The following is a 19,220-nucleotide window of genomic DNA, read 5'->3' as shown; positions in this document are numbered from 1 at the left end:
TTGACGCAGCGCCTGCTTTCGTCGGCGATCATCGTCGGCTGCCTAACGTTGCCAGTCGCCGGCGTCATGGCCCAGCAGGGCGGCGAATGGCGCGCATACGGCCGCGACGCCGCCAATACTCGTTATGCGCCGCTGGCCCAGATCACGCGCGAGAACGTGTCACGCCTCGTAGTCGCCTGGACCTACCGCACTGGCGAGACGGATACCGCGCGCTTCCACTTCCATCGCGATCCGCGCTTCGAGGCGACGCCACTCATGGTCGACGGGACGTTGTATTTCTCGACGCCCTTCGGCCGCGTCATCGCTCTGGATCCCGCGACCGGACTCGAACGGTGGACCTTCGATGCCAAGCCAGATGTCGGCGGCGATTGGGGTGACTTCGCGAACCGAGGCGTCTCCACTTGGGTAGATCCGGTCGCGTCTCCGAGTGCCCTCTGCCGCCGCCGCATCATCGTTGGCGTCGTCGACGGACGCATTCTGTCGCTCGATTCGCGAACCGGAAAGCTCTGCGCCGACTTCGGCGATCACGGCACGGTCGACCTTCGGCGCGGACTGCACAATGCACCCTACTATCACGAGGAGTACGCGCTCACATCGCCGCCGGCGGTGATTCGCGGACTGATCGTCACGGGGTCAGCCGTCGCCGACAACAATCGTACAAGTGCGGCGAGCGGCGAAGTCCGGGCTTTCGACGCGCGCACCGGAGCGCTCCGCTGGACCTGGGATCCCGTGCCGCGCGACTCCACCGATCCGGCGTGGACCACCTGGCGTGGTGCGATGGCGCACAGCACCGGCGCCGCGAACGCCTGGTCGGTAATCGCCGCCGACTCGGCGCGTGATCTCGTCTTCGTACCTACCGGCAGCCCGAGTCCCGACTACTTCGGCGGCGAGCGATACGGCGACAATCGTTACGCAAACTCGGTTGTCGCCATCCGCGCATCGACAGGGAAGATCGTCTGGCATTTTCAGGCAGTGCATCACGATCTGTGGGATTACGACGTCGCCGCGCCGACGACGTTGGCGACGATCACCCGCGGCGGCCGCGCGATCGACGTCGTCCTCCAAACCACGAAGACCGGTCAGCTGTTCGTGCTCGATCGCGACACCGGAAAGCCCGTCTTTCCCGTCGAGGAGCGACCAGTTCCGCCCAGCCATGTATTCGGTGAACGGGCGTCGCCGACGCAGCCCTTCAACACCGTCATTCCCCCCCTCAGTCCACAGAGCCTGACGCTGGACGACGTCTGGGGCGCGACGCCTGCCGACCGCGAGGATTGTCTCGCCCAGATTCGCCCGCTCAGGAACGAGGGCGTGTTCACGCCACCGAGTCTCGAGGGAACGATCGCCCTGCCCTCCAACATCGGCGGGTCGCACTGGGGCGGTCTCGCCGTCGACCCCGTTAGGCAAATGGCCGTCATTCCGGTCAACACGGTTGCGGCCTTCGTGCAGCTCATCCCATTGGATCGGTTCGACACCACCGAGGCGATGCACAACTCCTCGCGCCTTGGCGATCAATACACGCGCATGCACGGTACGCCGTTCGTGATGCGCCGCCGAATTCTCATCAGCGCGAGCCACTTGCCGTGCACGAAGCCGCCCTTTGGTTCGCTCGTTGCCATCGATCTGAAATCGGGGCGCAAATTGTGGGATGTGCCGCTCGGCGATTTGGCGTCGCTGGGCGCCAACCGCCCGTCGCAAACCTCGGCCAACCGCGAGCCGCTCGGGTCTCCAAACCTCGGCGGAGCAATCATCACCGCCGGCGGCGTGGTATTCGTCGGCGCGACGATAGACCACGCCATTCGTGCGTTCGACATCGAGACCGGCCGGCTCGTGTGGCAAGCTCCGCTCCCAGGCGGCGCGCGTGCGACGCCGATGACGTATCGCGCCGCAAGCGGAAAGCAGTACGTCGTGATCTGCGTCGGCGGCGGAGACGAATTCGGAAACGGCGATTATGTCATTGCATACGCGCTGAGGGATTGACGCAGCAAACCGCGATGAATTGCATGCACGTCGGTAATGGAATTGTGCGAGCAATGTCGCCAAATCCACACAACTCACCGTCTTGCACGATTTTCAGCCCGCATGTCGATTTGGGCGAATCTCGTTCGACGTACAGGTAGAGGCCGGACTACTCGAGGCCCAGCTCCTATTCTCTAGACCCTAGCCCCTACTGACATGCGCTTCATGGTCATCGTCAAAGCCAACAGCGACACCGAGGCGGGTGAGCTGCCCAGCACCGAGCTTCTCACCTCCATGGGCAAGTACAACGAAGAGTTGGTCAAGGCCGGCGTCATGCTCGCTGGCGAAGGTCTGCAGCCGAGCTCGAAGGGTGCTCGCGTCGCGTTCTCCGGCACCAGGCGCACGGTCATCGACGGACCATTCGCCGAGACCAAGGAGCTGATCGCCGGCTTCTGGCTCTGGCAGTGTCGGTCGATGGAGGAGGCGATCGAATGGGCGAAGCGCTGTCCCAATCCGACCGGTGCGGAATCCGTGCTCGAGATCCGGCAAGTCTTCGAGCGGGAGGACTTCGGCGCCGAGTTGACGCCGGAGCTCCGCGAGCAGGAACGCCGTGTTTGGGCGAAGGCGAACGAGAACGCACAGCGAGTGAATCCATAACTGTCATAAGTCTCATCCACTCATGTCCTTCGTCTCCGACCTCCGCCGAGTGGTCCGCAGCCTGTACAAGGCGCGCGGATTCGCCTGCGCCGTCATCCTGACCCTCGCGTTAGGCATCGGCGCCAACACTGCGATGTTCACGCTCCTCCGTGGCACGCTCCTTCGGCCGCTTCCGAATCGCCAGGGTGAACGCCTCGTCTATCTGCGTCAATCGGCGAAGGGTGCGGGCCAGGACAATGTCGCGTTCTCGGTCCCCGAGATCATCGACTACCGTACCGCGTCCAAAACTCTCGCGAGCATCGCCGAGTTCTCTTCGCTGACGTTCACGATGGTCGAGGGAGACGAGCCGGTCCACGTACAGGCGGGCGTCATCAGCGGCAACTACTTCGAGGTCATGGGCCTCGCGCCCACCATCGGGCGCCTGACGAGTGCGCAGGACGACGGACCCGCGGCGGCGTCCGTTGCCGTCCTGTCGCACACGTTCTGGATGCAGCACTACGGCGGCGATCCAACCGTCATCGGACGGCGGGTGCGCATCAATGATATCGCGTCGACGATCGTTGGAGTGGTGCAGCGTACGCCGCAATATCCAACGCGTACCGATCTCTTCGTGAACGTGGTGACGAGTCCGCACCATCTGAGCGCGACGATGAAGCAGGGACGGACGCACCGCATGACGGAAGTCTTCGCTCGACTCGCGCCAAGCGCGACGGTCGAACAGGCAAGGGCCGAGATCGCGCGCATCGGGACCAACGTTCGCGCTGATCATCCAGAAGCCTACGAGCGCGCCGCGCGCTACGACATCACTGTCTCGCCGCTGCGGCTGGCGCTGAACGAGCGGGCGTCGCTGACCTTGTGGCTCCTCATGGGCGCCGCAGCCTTCGTGCTGCTCATCGCCTGCGCGAACGTCGCCAACCTCACGCTGATGCGCGGGGTGCGACGCGAGCGCGAAATGCTCGTGCGCGCCGCCCTCGGCGCGGGCAGCTGGCGACTGCGACGGCTGTTGCTCGCCGAGAATCTGGCGCTTGCGCTCATCGGCGGTGCGTTAGGCGTGCTGGTCGCCTTCGCCGGCCTCAAGATGCTGGTTGCGTTTGCGGCGCAGCTCACCCCACGCGCCGACGAGATACGCGTCGACGGACTCGTGCTCGCGGTCGGCCTCCTCACGAGCATCGCTGCTGCAGTCGTGTTGTCGTTCGTGCCGCAAGTAGCCCAAGAAGCGTCGCTGAGCGCGGCAGGTAAGCGCACGACGGCCGGCCGGGCGCGCCAACGGTTGCAGCAGACGCTCGTCGTCGCGCAGCTCGCCGTCTGCATGGTGCTCCTCACCGCGGCCGGACTGCTCGTTCGCACGCTCACGAAGCTCAATTCGGTCGAGACGGGTCTCCGCGCCGAGAACGTGCTCACAATGGAAGTTCCGATCGAGACGAATGCGCTCGATCAACCAGCGAAGCTGGCGATGTACGAGCGGATGCGCGATCGGATCGGCGCATTGCCCGGCGTGCAGGTCGCGTCGATCGGCTCGAACGTACCGCTGCGCAACACCTACTTCGTGCTCGAGGTGAAAGCCGAGGGACGTGCCCTCGCCGCGGGCGAAGCGACGCCGCGCGGCGTGTACAAGACTGCAGATCCGAAGTACTTCGAGGCCGCGGGCATTCCTCTACTTCAGGGACGCGCGTTCTCGACGACAGATCGCCGCGAGTCCGCCCGCGTCGTCATCATCAACGCGACCCTCGCCGAGCGCCTGTTTGGAAACGAGAATCCGATCGGCCGACGAATCGCCTGGACGGGCGAAGTACTGAAGTTCATACCGGTGTCCGGCGACTGGCGTACGGTGGTCGGCGTCGTCGGCGATACCCGCGACGCCGGTCTCGACACCGATCCAACGCCGACGGTTTTCCAGCCGATCGCGCAGGAAGAGATCTTCAACGGAGCGCTGGTGATTCGCACGCGCTCCAACCCAACACTGATCCAGCCCGCGGCACTGCGCGCGATTCGCGATCTCTATCCGCGCCAGCTGATCGAGAATGTCGCGACGCTCGAGGAGGTCCGCGACGGAACGGTTGCACCGCGACGGCTGAACGCGCTCTTCATCGCGTCCTTCGGCGTCCTCGCGATGGTCATCGCGATGGTCGGGATCGCCGGCGTGCTCGCGTTCTCGGTGAGCGCGCGGACGCAGGAGATCGGGATTCGCATGAGCCTGGGCGCCGACGCCTCGCGCGTGTTGCGCATGGTGCTTGGCGAAGGCGGCGTGCTCCTTGGGATAGGACTTGCCGTAGGCCTAACGGGAGCGCTCGTGACGACCGGACTCCTGCGCGGTCTCCTCTTCGGCGTTGCGCCGCATGATCCGGTGACGTTAGGCGCAGTCACCTTCATCATCGCGGCCGTCGGAGTTGCCGCGTGTCTCTTACCTGCAGTCCGTGCTGCGAAAGTGGATCCGGCAGTTGCACTACGAGCCGAATAGCCCCGGTTGTCATCCTGAGGAGCTTCGCGCCTCAGGATGACAACCTCTATGGCAGAGGCTTCGTGCCACGCAGCTTGGCCAGCGCTTCGATCTCCGCGATCTCCCGCGGCGCGCCCGCGCTGATCCGCTCGACCCCTGTCTGCGTCACCACATAGTCATCCTCGATCCGCACACCTGTATTCTCGTATTTCTGCACGATCGGCCGCACGCGCGCGATGTACGCACGATTGCGCGGCGTATCGGGAAGTGCCGCGAGCGCGCGCGTGCTGATGTAGATCCCCGGCTCGATGGTGAACGCGTCGCCTGGCTGATAGGTGCGATCGCCATAATAAAATTGCGCTGGGTCGTGCACGGCGAGCCCAAGTCCATGGCTGATCCCGTGAATCGTCCAGAAATACGCTTGCGTGCAGTTCCGCGGTCGAGGCACCGGCGTGCAGTCGGCGTTCCACGGCGGATCGATGATCGCGTCGACGCTGTCGATGAGACCTAACGACGCGAGGCCGCGCGCTCGCACCAAGAAGGACGAATCCTCCGCGGCGCGTGCCGAACCGCCCGGCTTCGCCACCTTCTCGGCCGCCGCTTGCGCGTCGCGCACGAGCTGGTAAACGGCACGCTGCGCCGGAGTGAATGTGCCGCTCACGGGAATCGTGCGCGTGATATCGGCAGCATAGCCGCGGTATTCCGCCGCGGCGTCGATCACGATCAGTTCGCCCGGCCTGGCGGCGGCCGTGTCCTTCATGTAGTGCAGTTGCGTACCGTTCACGCCGGTACCGACGATCGAGCCATACGCCGGTCGCTCCGCGCCCAGCTTCCTGAACGTGTATTCGATGAGCGCAGCAACATCGTACTCGTGCTTCGGCTCCGGCCCTTGCATCACCATGCGATGTCCTTCGGCGCTGATCTCGGCCGCCTTCTTGAGCAGCGCCACTTCGGCCGGGCTTTTTCGCGCGCGAAGTTGATCGACGATCGGATGACCATCCTTGACGACGAGCGCCGGATGACGCGCGACGAGCGCGCGCGCGAACTCCTGCCCTCTCGTTAGGCTGTCGACCCGCGCGAAATCCGCGTCCTCGAAATCGGAGAGCGTGTACAACGGCAGCCCGGCACTCGCCAGCGAGTCGACGGCGGCCGCGAGCGCCGAGAAAGGACGCGACGCCAGCTGAAGCAATCGCGCGATCGTCGCCGAGTCGGGACGAAAGCCGTAGTAGAACGCCCGCCGGGGATCCGAGGGAATAACGTAGAGCGTTCCCGTTCCGCGCCCACCATGCACGACGAAGACGAAGGCCGCATCGGGCTCGTCGTAGTTGGTGAGATAGTGGAACGACGGTAGCTGAAAGAACGTCCCGAAATCCGTCACTGGCGTGCGCCCACCGAATGCCAGTACGGCGCCGTCGCCCACACGCGCGGCGAGCGAGTCGCGTCGAGCCGCGTACTCGCTGCTGGTGACTTGAGCGTTGAGGTTGATCGACACGAGAGCCGAGATCGTCAGGACCGCGAATACCACAGTAGATCGACGCATCGTTTTGCCAGTGATGGGATCGATTGAACGAAACCGAGTAGGCAATCTGCCGACAAGCTCACGGTCGAGCCAGCCAGTTGGCTCCAGTAGGTCGGCAAATCGGTCGAGGTCTGCCGCATCCTCACTCCCGGGATTGATTCGTGCCCATCGCATTGGACTCGAGGAAACGGGCGATCGCAGCAATAAGGGTGTCCTTGGGACTCGCGTGTCGTGTGGTGCGACGGCCGCTCGCGTCGAGGGGTCGAGGTTTCCACTAGATGGAGATGTCTGATGTCGTTGCATGGTGAAGAACCGATCTCGTGCCGTGGTTGTGACGCGGCGCGTGCGGGATACGGAGCAGCGCTGGAGCAGGAAGAGGGGATCGGTCGCCGGACCTTTCTCATCCAGACTGGAGTCATGGCTGCGATCGCCGCACTCGATGCGTGCGGCAGCCTCGGCGGCGCGGATGTCACGGCGCCGAACATCCCCGCGAATAGCACGATCACAATCAGTAATTATTCATCCCTCGCGACCGTCGGCGGCGTCGCGATGATCAGCCTTGGCGGCGCGCCGGTTGCCGTCGTGCGAACCAGCACCTCCGATTTCATCGCCCTCTCGCGCGTGTGCCCGCATCAGGGTGGAATCGTAAACCTGTTGCACAACGATTTCGTTTGCCCGCGGCACGGCGCGACCTACGACCTCACGGGACAATGGATCGGGGGCCAGCGGGCGAACAACCTGCATCAATACACGACGTCGTACGACTCCACATCAGGTATTCTCACGATCAGCTGAGGCCGACGCACTATGATCGCCGTCTCACTCGTCCTCATCACGCTTGCTGGCACGGCTAGAGCGCCTAACGATACCGGCTGGATCTCGGCAAGCCCGCCCGATAGCGCGGCGTCAGCGGTTCTCGGACCAATCATCACGCGCGCGCTGTTGCCCGTCGACACGCCTGTCGTTCGCCGGCCACTCGCCATCGAGTACAGCGACGCCTATTACACGCGGCTCACCATCCACCGCATCGGCAGCTACACGATGCTGCCGCTCTTCGCCGCCGAGTATTCGCTCGGACAGAATCTGATCCAGGACGTCTCGCCGCCGACGTGGATGAAACCGACCCATGCGCTCGTCGCCGGCGGCATCGGCGTGCTCTTCGGCATCAACACGATCACCGGCGTCTGGAATCTGTGGGACTCACGGAAGGATCCCGAGGGCCGCACGCGGCGCATCGTGCACTCCGTCTTGATGCTCGCGTCCGACGCAGGATTCGCCGCGGCCGGCGCGACCGCGCCCGGCCACCATCACGACTATCTCGACTATGGCAATTACCAGCACCAGGTCAACCTGCACCGTGGCATTGCCATCGGCTCCATTGCCGCGTCCACCATCGGCGGCGTGATGATGTGGTTCTGGAAGTAGCGATGGGTCCGGTTCTCTCCGAAGAATCTTCGGCGGCAAGCGAGGGTAAGAGTGAACAAGAGTTTGAGTCAACGCCGAACAAGCTTGGTGCAGAGAGAATATGGATCGAATAGTCGAAGATGAGGACGGTGGCACCCGGGACGAATGTCGCGCGTGCCCGGTCGCTAGCCGGCGAGAATTTCTTCGCGACGCTGCTGTCGCGGTCGCCGGAATCGCCGCGACGCTGGGCTTCGCGCGAACGGCCAGTGCCCTGCCGGAACACTTTCGTATTGGCGCCACGCGGGCGCTGTCCCGTGTGGGTGATCAGCTCAGCTATCCCGTCCCAGCGGCGGATGGCGCACAGATCGATCGCGAGCAACAAGTGATTCTCGTACGATGGCAGAACGCCGTCTACGCGTTCAATCTGTCCTGCCCGCATCAGCACACCGCCCTACGCTGGGACGACACGGATCATCAATTTCAATGTCCGAAGCACCACTCGAAGTATCAGCCCGATGGTGAATTCATCAGCGGGCGCGCGACGCGAGGCATGGACCGTTTCAGCGTGATGCGCGACGGCGGAAAGATCGTCGTCGACGTGAACGCGATGCATAAGCAAGACGAGGATCCCGCCGGCTGGAACGCTGCGCTCGTCAAGCTCGCCTGATTCCGCGATCCTCGGCTCACGTTAGGCAGCCACGCACGCGCAAGACTTGCCGTCGAGGCACGTCCGCGATATGTCAGTGCATCACCCGGTGAACTGACATGGTCGTCCATCTCGTCGACGGTACGTACGAGCTGTTCCGGCACTTCTACGGATTGCGCCGCTTCACGAAGGGCGAGGACCCGCCCTTCGGGGGCGTCATTGGCGTGTTGCGCACCGTCGTCCAGATGCTCGAGACGGGCGCAACCCATATCGGCGTCGCGACCGATCACGTCATCGAGTCCTTCCGCAACGACCTTTGGGCGGCCTACAAAACGGGGGAAGGCGTCGAGCGCAGCCTTGCCGCGCAATTTCATCCTCTCGAGGACGCACTCGCCGCGATGGGGGTCGCCGTCTGGCCGATGGTCGAGCTCGAAGCCGATGACGCGCTCGCGTCCGCCGCCTACCTCGCCGAACAGGACCCTGCGGTCGAGAAGGTCTGCATCTGGACGCCGGACAAGGATCTCGCGCAGTGCGTGCGCGACGACCGCGTTGTGCAGGTCGATCGGCGCAGCGGCAAGATTCGCAATGCCGCCGGTGTGCGCGAGAAGTTTGGCGTCGAGCCACGTCTCATTCCCGACTACCTCGCGCTCGTCGGTGACGCCGCGGACGGCTATCCCGGGATCGCCAGCATCGGACCAACGACGGCGGCCCGCATGCTCAATCGCTACGGCCCGATCGAGGAGTTTCCCGCGGACGTCTTCGGCGACGAAAAGCGCTCCGCCGCGCTGGTCTTCAAGCAGCTCGCGACCCTCAGAACGGACGCCCCGCTATTTTCCGACGTCGATGAGCTTCGCTGGCGCGGACCAACGCCCGAATTCCCCGCGGTCGCCGAAAAAATCGGCGAACCGCGACTCGTCGAGCGTTGTGAGAAAGTCCGCCTCGCCCAGGTTGCGGCTTCGTAATCGATGACGACTGACGTTCATCGCACGATCGACGCCGTCTGGCGCATCGAATCCGCGAAGCTCATCGCTGGCCTCACGCGCTTCGTTCGCGACGTTGGACTCGCCGAGGATCTCGCGCAGGATGCGCTCGTCGCCGCACTCGAGCAATGGCCGGCGTCGGGAATCCCGAACAATCCCGGCGCGTGGCTCATGCAGACGGCGAAGCGACGCGCGATCGACACGATGCGTCGGGGCTCGATGCAGGATCGCAAGCACCAACAGATCGGCCACGAGCTGGAGTCGAATCGGGAATCCGCGGTGGCGGAGCTCGACGAGGCGCTCGACGACAATGTCGGAGACGACGTGTTGCGCCTGATCTTCATGTCCTGTCACCCGGTGCTCTCGACCGAAGCGCGCACCGGCCTCACGCTCCGTCTCCTCGGCGGCCTAACGACGGACGAGATTGCGCGTGCCTTTCTCGTCCCGGAGTCGACGGTCGCGCAACGCATCGTGCGCGCGAAGCGGACGCTCTCGGAGGCCGGCGTGCCATTCGAGGTTCCGCGCGGTGCCGACTTGAACGCGCGTCTCGCCTCGGTGCTCGAGGTGATCTATCTGATCTTCAACGAGGGGTACGCGGCGACTGCCGGCGATGACTGGGTTCGACCCGCCCTCTGTGAGGATGCCTTGCGCCTCGGCCGCATCGTCGCCGAGCTCATGCCTAACGAAGGAGAGGTCCACGGACTGGTCGCGCTGATGGAGATCCAGGCATCGCGCCTTCGCGCGCGAATCGGTCCCTCCGGCGAGCCGGTGTTGCTCCTCGATCAGGATCGAGGTCGCTGGGATCGCGTGCTCATTCGGCGCGGTCTCGCCGCCCTCGATCGCGCCGAGTCGTTAGGCGAGGCCCTCGGACCGTACGCATTGCAGGCGGCGATCGCCGCGTGTCACGCCCGCGCGCGCACGGGAGACGAAACCGACTGGGTGCGAATTGCCGCGCTCTATGCCGGACTGGCGCAGGTCACGCCGTCACCGGTCGTGGAGCTGAATCGCGGCGTGGCCGTCGCGATGGCATTCGGCCCAGCGGCCGGACTCCAGGTCGTCGACGCGATCTCGACCGAGCCCTCGCTCAGGAATTACCATTTGCTACCCAGCGTGCGCGGCGATCTGCTCATGAAGCTCGGCCGTTATGACGAAGCACGCGTCGACTTCGAGCGCGCCGCCGCGCTCACCCGCAACGTTCGCGAGCGACAGCTTCTCCTCGAGCGCGCGGCGGCATGTGAGCGCACCGCCGCCCAATAGCCTCAGGTACTCGAGTTGCGCCGGAATGCGAGCTGATGGCCACGGAACGGCGCCAGCCGCCACTCGTACGTCGAGCCGCGAAGGATGTGCACTGGATCGGAGAGCTCCGATACGCCGTCGGCGAAGGACACCGCGAGGAATTGCAGATCGGTCGCGGGCGGCGCATCCAGTTCGTCGAGGACGAACGTGCTCGAGCCGAGGCTCGTCACCTCACCGAGCCGGCGACCCCTATAGCCCTCGTGCATCACGTAGATCGTCAGATTTCCGGCGCGCTGATTTCGCACCGTGAGTAGCGACAGCGCGTGCTCCTCACCGAGGTGCGTGCCCGACGAAGCGCATGCACCGAGCAAGAGCAGCGAAACGATTAGAAGTCTCATGATGGTGTGCTCTCGTGAGAGACCGTGGCGATCGAAGATCCGCCACGTGCTATTTACGGCGCCAGAGTGAAAAAAGGGTCAACTCGTGGGACTCTCACCAAATGCAAACGGATCGCTGACGCAGCTTGCGCGCGCGCGTTGCTGCCTCTCTTTTACTCGGACATTTCGATTGGGCACGTTGGACACACACCCCAACCTCTCCATCCCTTGCCGCTTCCTCATCGACACACGAAAGCGTTAGGCATCATCGTTGGGGTGCTCGCCGCGACCCAGCTCGCCGCGCAGACGCCGCTCCGTGTGGTGTCACCGGATGGCAAAAACGAGGTCACGGTTGGCGCTCGCGACGGTATCGCCTTCTACAGCGTCGATCGCGGCGGTAAGCACGTGATCCTTCCCTCACGGCTCGGCTTCACCTTTCGCGGCGCCCGGGCTCTCGGCGATAGCGTGCAGATCGTCTCGTCGACGCGCGCCGCGCGCGACACGACGTGGGGCCTGCCGTGGGGTGAGGTCTCTCGAGTGCACGAGCATTACAACGAGCTGCGCGTGCAGTTCGTCGAGAGCGTCGTTCCGCGTCGTCGCTTCGCGATCGTCGCGCGCGCGTTCGACGATGGCATCGGATTTCGGTACGAGGTTGCCGACAGCGGTGGCTTCGGCGACTTCGAGATGAGCGACGAGCTCACCGAGTTCGCGCTCGCCGACAATGCGCGCGCATGGTGGATCGCAGCGAATGTCCCGCGTCCCGATCGCTACGAGGACCTCTATCGCTCGTCACCGGTGAGCGTGCTCGATACGGTGCGTACACCGCTCACCCTCGAGCTGCGCAACGGCATCGTCGCCGTCATCCATGAAGCGAACCTCGTCGATTATGCAGGCCTCGATCTCGCCGGCCGCTTCGAGAGCAGGACTCTCCGCGCCGCGCTCGCACCATGGGCAGACGGTGTCAAGGTGCGCGGCCACGCGCCGTTCGTGACGCCCTGGCGCACCATCCAGCTCGCCGATCGCGTCGAGGATCTCGCGCCCTCGGTGCTCGGCCTCAAGCTCAATCCACCCAGCCAGATTCAGAACACCAGTTGGATCACGCCGATGAAGTACGACGGTATCTGGTGGGGGATGCATCTCAACATCTACACCTGGAGCCAGGGTCCGAAGCACGGCGCGACGACGGCGAACGCCGAGCGCTACATCGACTTCGCGGCTGCGAACGGACTGAAGGGAACTCTCGTCGAGGGATGGAACGTCGGTTGGGATGGCGACTGGATCGCCAACGGGGACAAGTTCTCGTTTACTAAATCGTATCCGGATTACGATCTGCCCACGGTCGCCGCGTACGCGAAGTCGAGAGGCGTGGGCCTTATCGTGCATAACGAGACGGCGATGGGAATCGAGAACTATGAGCGCCAGCTCGACAGCGCCTACTCGCTCTACCAGCGACTCGGCGTCCACGCGATCAAGACCGGCTACGTGCACGACAAGACGCCCGAAGGACACTTCCACACCGGCCAGTACATGGTGCGACACTACCGCAAGGTGATCGAAACGGCGGCCAAGTATGGCATCGCCGTCGACGTGCACGAGCCGATCCACGATACTGGCGAGCGCAGAACGTGGCCGAACATGCTGAGTCGCGAAGGCGCGCGCGGCCAGGAGTACAACGCATGGGGCGGCGAGGGCGGCAATCCTCCGGAGCATGAGAGTATTCTCTTCTTCACGCGCATGCTCTCCGGACCGATGGACTTCACACCCGGCATCTTCGATCTGCTCATCAGGCGTCCAACGGGCACGCCACGGACGCCGGAAGAAGCGCGGCCGCGCTCGACGCTCGCCAAGCAGCTCGCGCTCTACGTCGTCCTCTACTCGCCCGTGCAGATGGCGGCCGATCTTCCGGAGAACTATCGGGGTCAGCCTGCGTTCCAGTTCATTCGCGACGTCGCCGTCGATTGGGACACCACGCGCGTGCTCGCCGGACGCATCGGTGACTACGTCGCCGTCGCTCGCAAAACTCGCGGCACGGACGAGTGGTTCGTTGGCGCCGTCACCGACGAGGAGCCACGGACGCTCGACGTCTCGCTGGGATTTCTGCCTAACGGTCATCGCTATGTCGCCGACGTCTACGCGGACGGTCCGACTGCGAGCTGGCGCGACAACCCGGAGTCGATCGTCATTTCCTCGCAATCGGTGACGTCGGCGACGCGTTTGCATCTGCGTCTCGCTCCCGGGGGCGGTGAGGCAATTCGGGTTCACCCGGCGCCCTGAACTCTCGATGCGTCGCTGGACACGTGTTCTCATCGCGCTTCTCGCCGCGGCGCCGATCTCGCCCCTTCGCGCTCAGCCAGCGAACGACGCCGCGGCGCATCTTGGCACCACGGCACGTGTCCTTCTCATCGGCACGCGTCCAGAGGACGAGGACAACGCGCTGATCGCCTGGCTCAGCCTCGGCCGGCACGTCGAGACAGCATACCTCTCGCTCACGCGCGGTGAGTCAGGCATCAACACGATCGGCTCGGAGCGTGAGGCGCCGCTTGCAGTGCTGCGAACTGCCGAGCTACTCGCCGAGCGTCAGCGCGACGGCGCGCATCAGTACTTCACTCGTGCGTACGACTTCGGCTCGACGCCCTTCGACTCCGTTGTCGACGGCGCGTGGCCGTACGACTCGCTTCTCGTGGATGTCGTGTCTGTTGTTCGCGCGTTCCGGCCACAGGTAATCATTGCACTGACGAGGCGCGACGATCGCGACGCGACACGCCGCGTGACCGCGCGACTCGCCGCTGCAGCGTTCTCTCTTGCCGCCGACTCCACGCGCTTGCCATCGCTGGCGACCTCGCGCCTGCCGGCGTGGAGCGCGACGCGCCTCTTTGCGCTCCAAGACAGCGCGAGCTCCGCGCCGCCCCTCGTCGGCGTCGACGTCGGCGAATTCCAACGTGACCTTGGACGGAGCTTCGCCGAGGTCGGCACCGAAACGCGACAGCTGCAGCGATCGCAACATGCAGTGCGCGCGCCGAGTCTAGGCCGCGTCGAACGGTATCTGCGCCTCGACAGCACACGCGTGGCGGCGGACACGACCGTCTTCGGCATGACGGACACGACGCTATCACGCTTCCACGTCGTTCCGGCGGAGGCGTTGGCTCAGCTCGACACTCTGCGGTCCGCGGTTCGCGAGTTGGCATCGCTGTCGCCTAACGTCTCACCCGACTCGGTCGCGGCGGCGCTCGCGCGCATCGCGAAACGAACGGGCGATGTGCGACTCGCTCTGCCATGCGGCGACGAGGACGGAGTTCCGGCATGCCCCGGCGACGCGGGCGACCTTTCCGTTGCGCTCAACACAATTCGCGAACGCGCGACGCGTGCGATGCTCGCGTTGGCCAGCATCGTCATCGACGGTGCCGTTGCGCACGAGCTTGTCGCCGCGGGTGACTCGGTGCGTGCGTTCGTGACCGTGTACAACGGCGGCCACTCGTCCATCGCCATTCGCCGTCTGGCGGCGTCCAGCGGAACCGCTTCCTCGGTCTTTTTCCGCGATTCGTCCGTCGTGGTCGCGCCTAACGGCGCGATGCAATGGTCGCGCATTTTGCTGGTGCTCTCGCCTTCGTATCACTGGTGGCAGGTCGGCGGTCTCGTACCAGGAACGTTCATTCACAACTTCCGAACGTCGCGCTCGCATTCAGTTGTTGGGCAACTCATCGAAGGCGAGGACAGAATCCCCACGAGTCGCGTCGAGGCAACCCTTTCCCTCGGCGGCGTGGACGTGCCCGTAATCGTTGGGCCGCTCGCGTACCGGGAGCTTGGTGCGTTGCGTGGCGACATACGCCGACCCGTCGCCGGTGTACCCCCGACGTCGCTTCTGTTCGAACGACCCGTGGAGTACGAGCGTGCCGCTCTGCCGATCGATCACCTCTTCCGGGTCTTTCTGTGGTCTGCCCGCTCGACGCCCGACACCGTCGCCGTGTCGCTGCAGTTGCCGCCGACGCTTCATGCTGACAGCGTGACGCGCACGGTCGCATTGGCGCCGTTCGGGTCGCGGAACGTCTTCTTTCGTCTTCGAGGAAAGCTCGCGCCGGGATTGCTCGAGATTACCGCGACTGCGTACAGCGTCGCCTCCGCTCAGGCGGTGCGTAGACAAGGAATGCCGCGACTCGCGCCATTATCCGTGTTCAACCTTGGCATCGTGACACACGAGTACCCTCACGTTCCCACTCTGCAGTTCGTGCGCTTCGCCAAGGATCGCATCACGGCAGTCGATGTTCGCGCGCCCAGAGGCCTGAATGTCGCGTACGTGAAGGGGCGGGACGACGTGCAAACGCCGCTCGGTCAGCTCCAGCTGAGTCTTCACGCTTTCGAGCCGTCGTTACTCTCGGTCGTCGATCTCTCTGCGTTCAGCACGGTGTTGATCGGCACCGGCGCGCTCGAGAACGACGCCCTCGCGGCAGAGACACCTGCGCTGCTGAACTTTGCTCAACGGGGCGGCACGATCGTCATCTTGCCTGGCAACGCCGAGGTCTCGGGAAGCGGGTTGCTGCCGTACCCGATTGCGTTCGATTCGGTGCCTTCTGCCGTGCGTGATCCGGGCGCGATAGTTCACTTGACGGACGCGAAGAATCGGCTCTTCACCTGGCCGAACGTCATCACCACCGCAGATTTCGATGGGTGGATCGGAGAGCGCGCTCGTAACGTGCCCGCCACATTCGATCCGCGTTATCAAACACTCCTCTCGACCGGCGATGCAGGTCGTCCGGCCACCGCGGCAACGCTGCTCGCGGCCCGAGTAGGCAAGGGCATGATCATCTACATGTCGCTGACGATCGACGAACAGCTCGCGGCCGCCAACCCCGGGGCAGCGAGACTCATGATAAACTTGTTGGCCGCCGGCCTCCCTCGCGGAAACGAAGGCCGGCCACAAAAGCGTTAGGCGCGCGGAGGCGCGAAGAGAATGATGTCTCTCATCAGCCGGCGCAGATCGATCCTGGCAGTGATGCTCGCCGTGTTCACTGTCGTACAGACACCCGCGGCGCAGCTGGCGCCCCACCCGTCGTGGAGCCGAAGCGCAGTGATCTACGAGATCAATGTGCGCCAGTACACGCCCGAGGGGACCTTCGCCGCCCTCGATCGGCGCATCGCGCATTTCGACAGCCTCGGCGTCGACATTCTCTGGATCATGCCCGTGCAGCCCATCGGCAAGCGCAATCGAAAAGGCGTGCTCGGGAGCTATTACTCCATCTCGAACTACACCGCCTTCAATCCCGAGTACGGCTCGGCGGCGGACTTTAAGGAACTTGTAACCGTCGCCCATCAGCACGGCAAGAAAGTGGTGCTCGATTGGGTCGCCAATCACACGGCCTTCGATCACGTGTGGATCGCGGCGCATCCCGACTGGTACGTGCACCGCGCCGACGGCACGATCATCAACGCGCGCGATAATGAGGGCCACGACACCGACTGGACCGATGTCGCCGAGCTGGATTACAGCAAGCCGGCGATGCGCCAGGCAATGATCGCCGACATGAAGTGGTGGCTCGACAACATGAGCATCGACGGTTTCCGTTGCGACGTTGCCGGCGGCGTGCCGATGGATTTCTGGCGCGAGGCACGACGCGCTCTGACGGCGGTAAAGCCGGATCTGTTCATGCTCGCCGAAGCTGAAGGACCTCAATTCTACTCCGCGTTCGACGCCACCTATGGCTGGGAGCTGCACCATCTGCTCAACGACATTGCCCAGAACAAGCGCTCGACCTCGGTGCTCGATGGATATTTCGCTCGCCAGCGCCGGCAGTATCCACGCACGGCGTACCGCATGTACTTCACGAGCAATCACGACGAGAACAGCTGGAGCGGCAGCGAATTCGAGCGCATGGGCGAGAATCATCTTCCGGCATTCGTCCTCGCCGCGACGGCGCAGTTGGGCATCCCGCTGATCTACACCGGTCAGGAGGCGAGTCTCCGCAAACGCCTTCGCTTCTTCGAGAAGGACACCGTCGACTGGACCGGGACATCCCTGATGGGATTCTATCGTTCGATCGTCGATCTCAAGCACGGCAACCAGGCCCTCTGGAACGGCGCCGACGGCGGTGATCAAACGAAGCTCGAGACCGATGGCGGGAGTCGCGTCTACGCGTACACGCGGACCAAGGGCGAGAACACCGTTCTCCTCGCGGTGAACTTCGGTGACACCGCGGTTCGTGCACAGTACAGCGGACTCGCCCCCTCCGGGCAATTCACGGATTGGTTCAGCAGGTCCCGCATGACGCTTGGCTCGTTAGGTACGATCGAGATTCCAGCGCACGGATATCGAGTGCTCGTTCGCTAACGATGGAGCTCGAGGACGTACCCCTCGAGGGGCGCCAATTCCCGCAGCGGCTCGTAGTCCCGAAGGCGTCCGTCCGTATCGACTTCAGCCGGCGCAACGATCGACCCACTCAATAAATCGTGAACGCGCCACGTGCCCGGTGGCAACCCGCCTGCATCGCCGCTGATCGAGACCTCGCGGATCGGTGCAGTCGTTAGGTTGGCGACCACGATCACGACGCGGTCGCCAAGGCGTCGCGCATAGGCCGCGACGCCCTCCTCGCTCGCCCGCAAGGGAACCAGGGTCCCCTCGGCCAGCGACGGCGTCGCCGACCTGAGATGGATGAGTCGACGATTCATCGTCAGGACGGAGCCCGGGTCGCCATCCTCCGCCTCGACCGTCGTCGTCAACGAGTCATCCTGCAGCGTCTCCCACGGCGTTCCCGTTGTGAACCCGTCGGCGTGCCCGCGCCGCCACTGCATCGGCGTGCGGATGCGCTCGTCCGGCTTCGTCCCGACCATTCCAATCTCTTCCCCGTAATACACGAATGGCACACCCGGCATCGTGAGCAAGAGAAGCGACGCGAGCCTCGCCTCCCTCATGTCCCCGCCCACCTCCGTCCGCGTCCGCGGCTGGTCGTGATTGCGAAGAAACGGCGACCAGCGATCGTTGGGCATTGCTGCCTGGAGTCGCTGCACCGGCGCGAGAAGTCCCTGCGCCGAGCCCCGTCGCACGGCAGCGATGATGCTGTCCGCGACCTCGAAGGCAAAGTATGAGTCCAGTTGATTCGGGTAGTACGTCAGCATCGTGCCAATGCTGTCGTACACCTCGCCAACCGTGAATGCATCCGGTCGTACTCGATGCACGTAGTCGGCGTATTCGTGAAGCAACGCGTGCGTGCCGGGACTGCCGGCGAGTTTGCCGCCATCCTCCATGAGAAAGGGCACTGCATCGAGACGGAATCCGTCGACGCCCATCTCCTCGAGCCAGAAGCGTGCGATCTTCTTCGCCTCGTCCCGCACGGCTGGTGTCGCGTAATTCAGGTCCGGCATCCCGCTCCAGAACACCGCGTAGTAATACTCGTCGCGCACCGGCGACTTGTACCACACGTCCTGACCCCACGGACCTTTCTGATCCGGCTTGGTTGGCGACCAGCGATACCAGGCACGGTACGGCGACGTCGTGTCCCGCATTGCCGCCTGGAACCACGGATGCTCGTTCGACGTGTGGTTCAGCACCATGTCGACGAGCACCCTGATCCCGCGCTTGTGTGCCTCGGCAACGAGCTGCTTGAAGTCGTCATTCGTGCCGTAGGCATGCGCGACTTTGTAATAGTCGGTCGCGTCGTAGCCGTGATAGCTCGGCGACTCGACGATCGGCATCAACCAGATGCAGCGCGCACCGAGGCTGTGTTGGCTGCGTGGATTGCCGTCGTTGATGTAGTCGAGCTTCGCCGTGAGTCCCTTGATATCACCGACGCCGTCCTCATCGCTGTCGTAGAACGAGCGGACGAACACCTCGTAGCAGGTGGTCCCACGCACCCACCGCGGTGAGCGCTGTGCGAGTGCCGCACTCGACGTGAGAGCGAGCGCCAGCCCGAGGAGCCCACCAATGCGCTTGATCATGAGGTGGCAAGCCTACCACCAACATCGCCGCCGCCGCAACCGCCGCTCTTCTCAGCGGCCTGTTCGACGCACATCTTCACGACCT

At 64.3% G+C, this 19,220-nt stretch carries 14 protein-coding genes; 11 read left to right on the top strand and 3 right to left on the bottom strand.

The genetic code is table 11. The features are described 5' to 3' along the window. The 3 genes from VGH98_02905 (at nt 1) to VGH98_02895 (ending at nt 5,071) form a co-directional block, all read left to right on the top strand. Nucleotides 1–1,977, top strand: a complete 1,977-nt coding sequence (locus VGH98_02905; protein ID HEY2374901.1) for a pyrroloquinoline quinone-dependent dehydrogenase — start codon at nt 1–3, stop codon at nt 1,975–1,977. A 195-nt stretch (nt 1,978–2,172) separates the two neighbouring features. Beyond that, on the top strand, nt 2,173–2,613 hold the full coding sequence (locus VGH98_02900) for a YciI family protein (protein HEY2374900.1): 441 nt from the start codon (nt 2,173–2,175) through the stop codon (nt 2,611–2,613). Between the two features lie 22 nt (nt 2,614–2,635). Then, the gene (locus VGH98_02895; GenBank protein ID HEY2374899.1) at nt 2,636–5,071 is read left to right on the top strand and encodes an ABC transporter permease; all 2,436 of its coding nucleotides are present in this window, start codon (nt 2,636–2,638) and stop codon (nt 5,069–5,071) included. A 46-nt stretch (nt 5,072–5,117) separates the two neighbouring features. Here the strand turns inward: VGH98_02895 and VGH98_02890 are convergent, their stop codons facing one another. Continuing rightward, a complete protein-coding gene (locus tag VGH98_02890; GenBank protein ID HEY2374898.1) occupies nt 5,118–6,590 on the bottom strand; it encodes an aminopeptidase P N-terminal domain-containing protein in 1,473 nt (490 codons plus the stop codon). 270 nt (nt 6,591–6,860) lie between these two features. Between VGH98_02890 and VGH98_02885 the strand changes: the two genes are divergently transcribed. From VGH98_02885 to VGH98_02865, 5 genes are all read left to right on the top strand, one after another. Then, nucleotides 6,861–7,364 (top strand): Rieske (2Fe-2S) protein, encoded by a 504-nt coding sequence (locus tag VGH98_02885; protein HEY2374897.1) that lies wholly within the window; start codon nt 6,861–6,863, stop codon nt 7,362–7,364. Between the two features lie 12 nt (nt 7,365–7,376). Next, on the top strand, nt 7,377–7,994 hold the full coding sequence (locus VGH98_02880; GenBank protein HEY2374896.1) for a hypothetical protein: 618 nt from the start codon (nt 7,377–7,379) through the stop codon (nt 7,992–7,994). Nucleotides 7,995–8,094: 100 nt separating this feature from the next. After that, nucleotides 8,095–8,640, top strand: coding sequence for a Rieske (2Fe-2S) protein (locus VGH98_02875; protein HEY2374895.1), 546 nt, complete (start codon nt 8,095–8,097; stop codon nt 8,638–8,640). Nucleotides 8,641–8,738: 98 nt separating this feature from the next. Then, the gene (locus VGH98_02870) at nt 8,739–9,581 is read left to right on the top strand and encodes a 5'-3' exonuclease H3TH domain-containing protein (GenBank protein ID HEY2374894.1); all 843 of its coding nucleotides are present in this window, start codon (nt 8,739–8,741) and stop codon (nt 9,579–9,581) included. A gap of 3 nt (nt 9,582–9,584) precedes the next feature. After that, the gene (locus VGH98_02865; GenBank protein HEY2374893.1) at nt 9,585–10,856 is read left to right on the top strand and encodes an RNA polymerase sigma factor; all 1,272 of its coding nucleotides are present in this window, start codon (nt 9,585–9,587) and stop codon (nt 10,854–10,856) included. A gap of 2 nt (nt 10,857–10,858) precedes the next feature. Here the strand turns inward: VGH98_02865 and VGH98_02860 are convergent, their stop codons facing one another. Continuing rightward, on the bottom strand, nt 10,859–11,233 hold the full coding sequence (locus VGH98_02860) for a hypothetical protein (protein ID HEY2374892.1): 375 nt from the start codon (nt 11,231–11,233) through the stop codon (nt 10,859–10,861). A gap of 207 nt (nt 11,234–11,440) precedes the next feature. Between VGH98_02860 and VGH98_02855 the strand changes: the two genes are divergently transcribed. Genes VGH98_02855 through VGH98_02845 form a run of 3 tightly spaced genes read left to right on the top strand, consistent with a single transcriptional unit; the run spans nt 11,441 to nt 17,531 of the window. After that, a complete protein-coding gene (locus VGH98_02855) occupies nt 11,441–13,486 on the top strand; it encodes a glycoside hydrolase family 97 protein (GenBank protein ID HEY2374891.1) in 2,046 nt (681 codons plus the stop codon). A gap of 7 nt (nt 13,487–13,493) precedes the next feature. Continuing rightward, entirely contained in the window at nt 13,494–16,136 is a 2,643-nt protein-coding gene (locus VGH98_02850; GenBank protein ID HEY2374890.1) for a hypothetical protein, read from the top strand. Nucleotides 16,137–16,157: 21 nt separating this feature from the next. Further along, on the top strand, nt 16,158–17,531 hold the full coding sequence (locus VGH98_02845) for an alpha-amylase family glycosyl hydrolase (protein HEY2374889.1): 1,374 nt from the start codon (nt 16,158–16,160) through the stop codon (nt 17,529–17,531). On the opposite strand, the gene VGH98_02840 is transcribed toward VGH98_02845, so the two are convergent. Next, a complete protein-coding gene (locus VGH98_02840; protein ID HEY2374888.1) occupies nt 17,528–19,135 on the bottom strand; it encodes an alpha-amylase family glycosyl hydrolase in 1,608 nt (535 codons plus the stop codon). The genes VGH98_02845 and VGH98_02840 overlap by 4 nt on opposite strands. Nucleotides 19,136–19,220 lie beyond the last annotated feature (85 nt).

Source organism: Gemmatimonadaceae bacterium (assembly GCA_036496605.1).
Taxonomy (GTDB): domain Bacteria; phylum Gemmatimonadota; class Gemmatimonadetes; order Gemmatimonadales; family Gemmatimonadaceae; genus AG2.
This window is presented reverse-complemented; position numbering and strand designations above follow the sequence as displayed.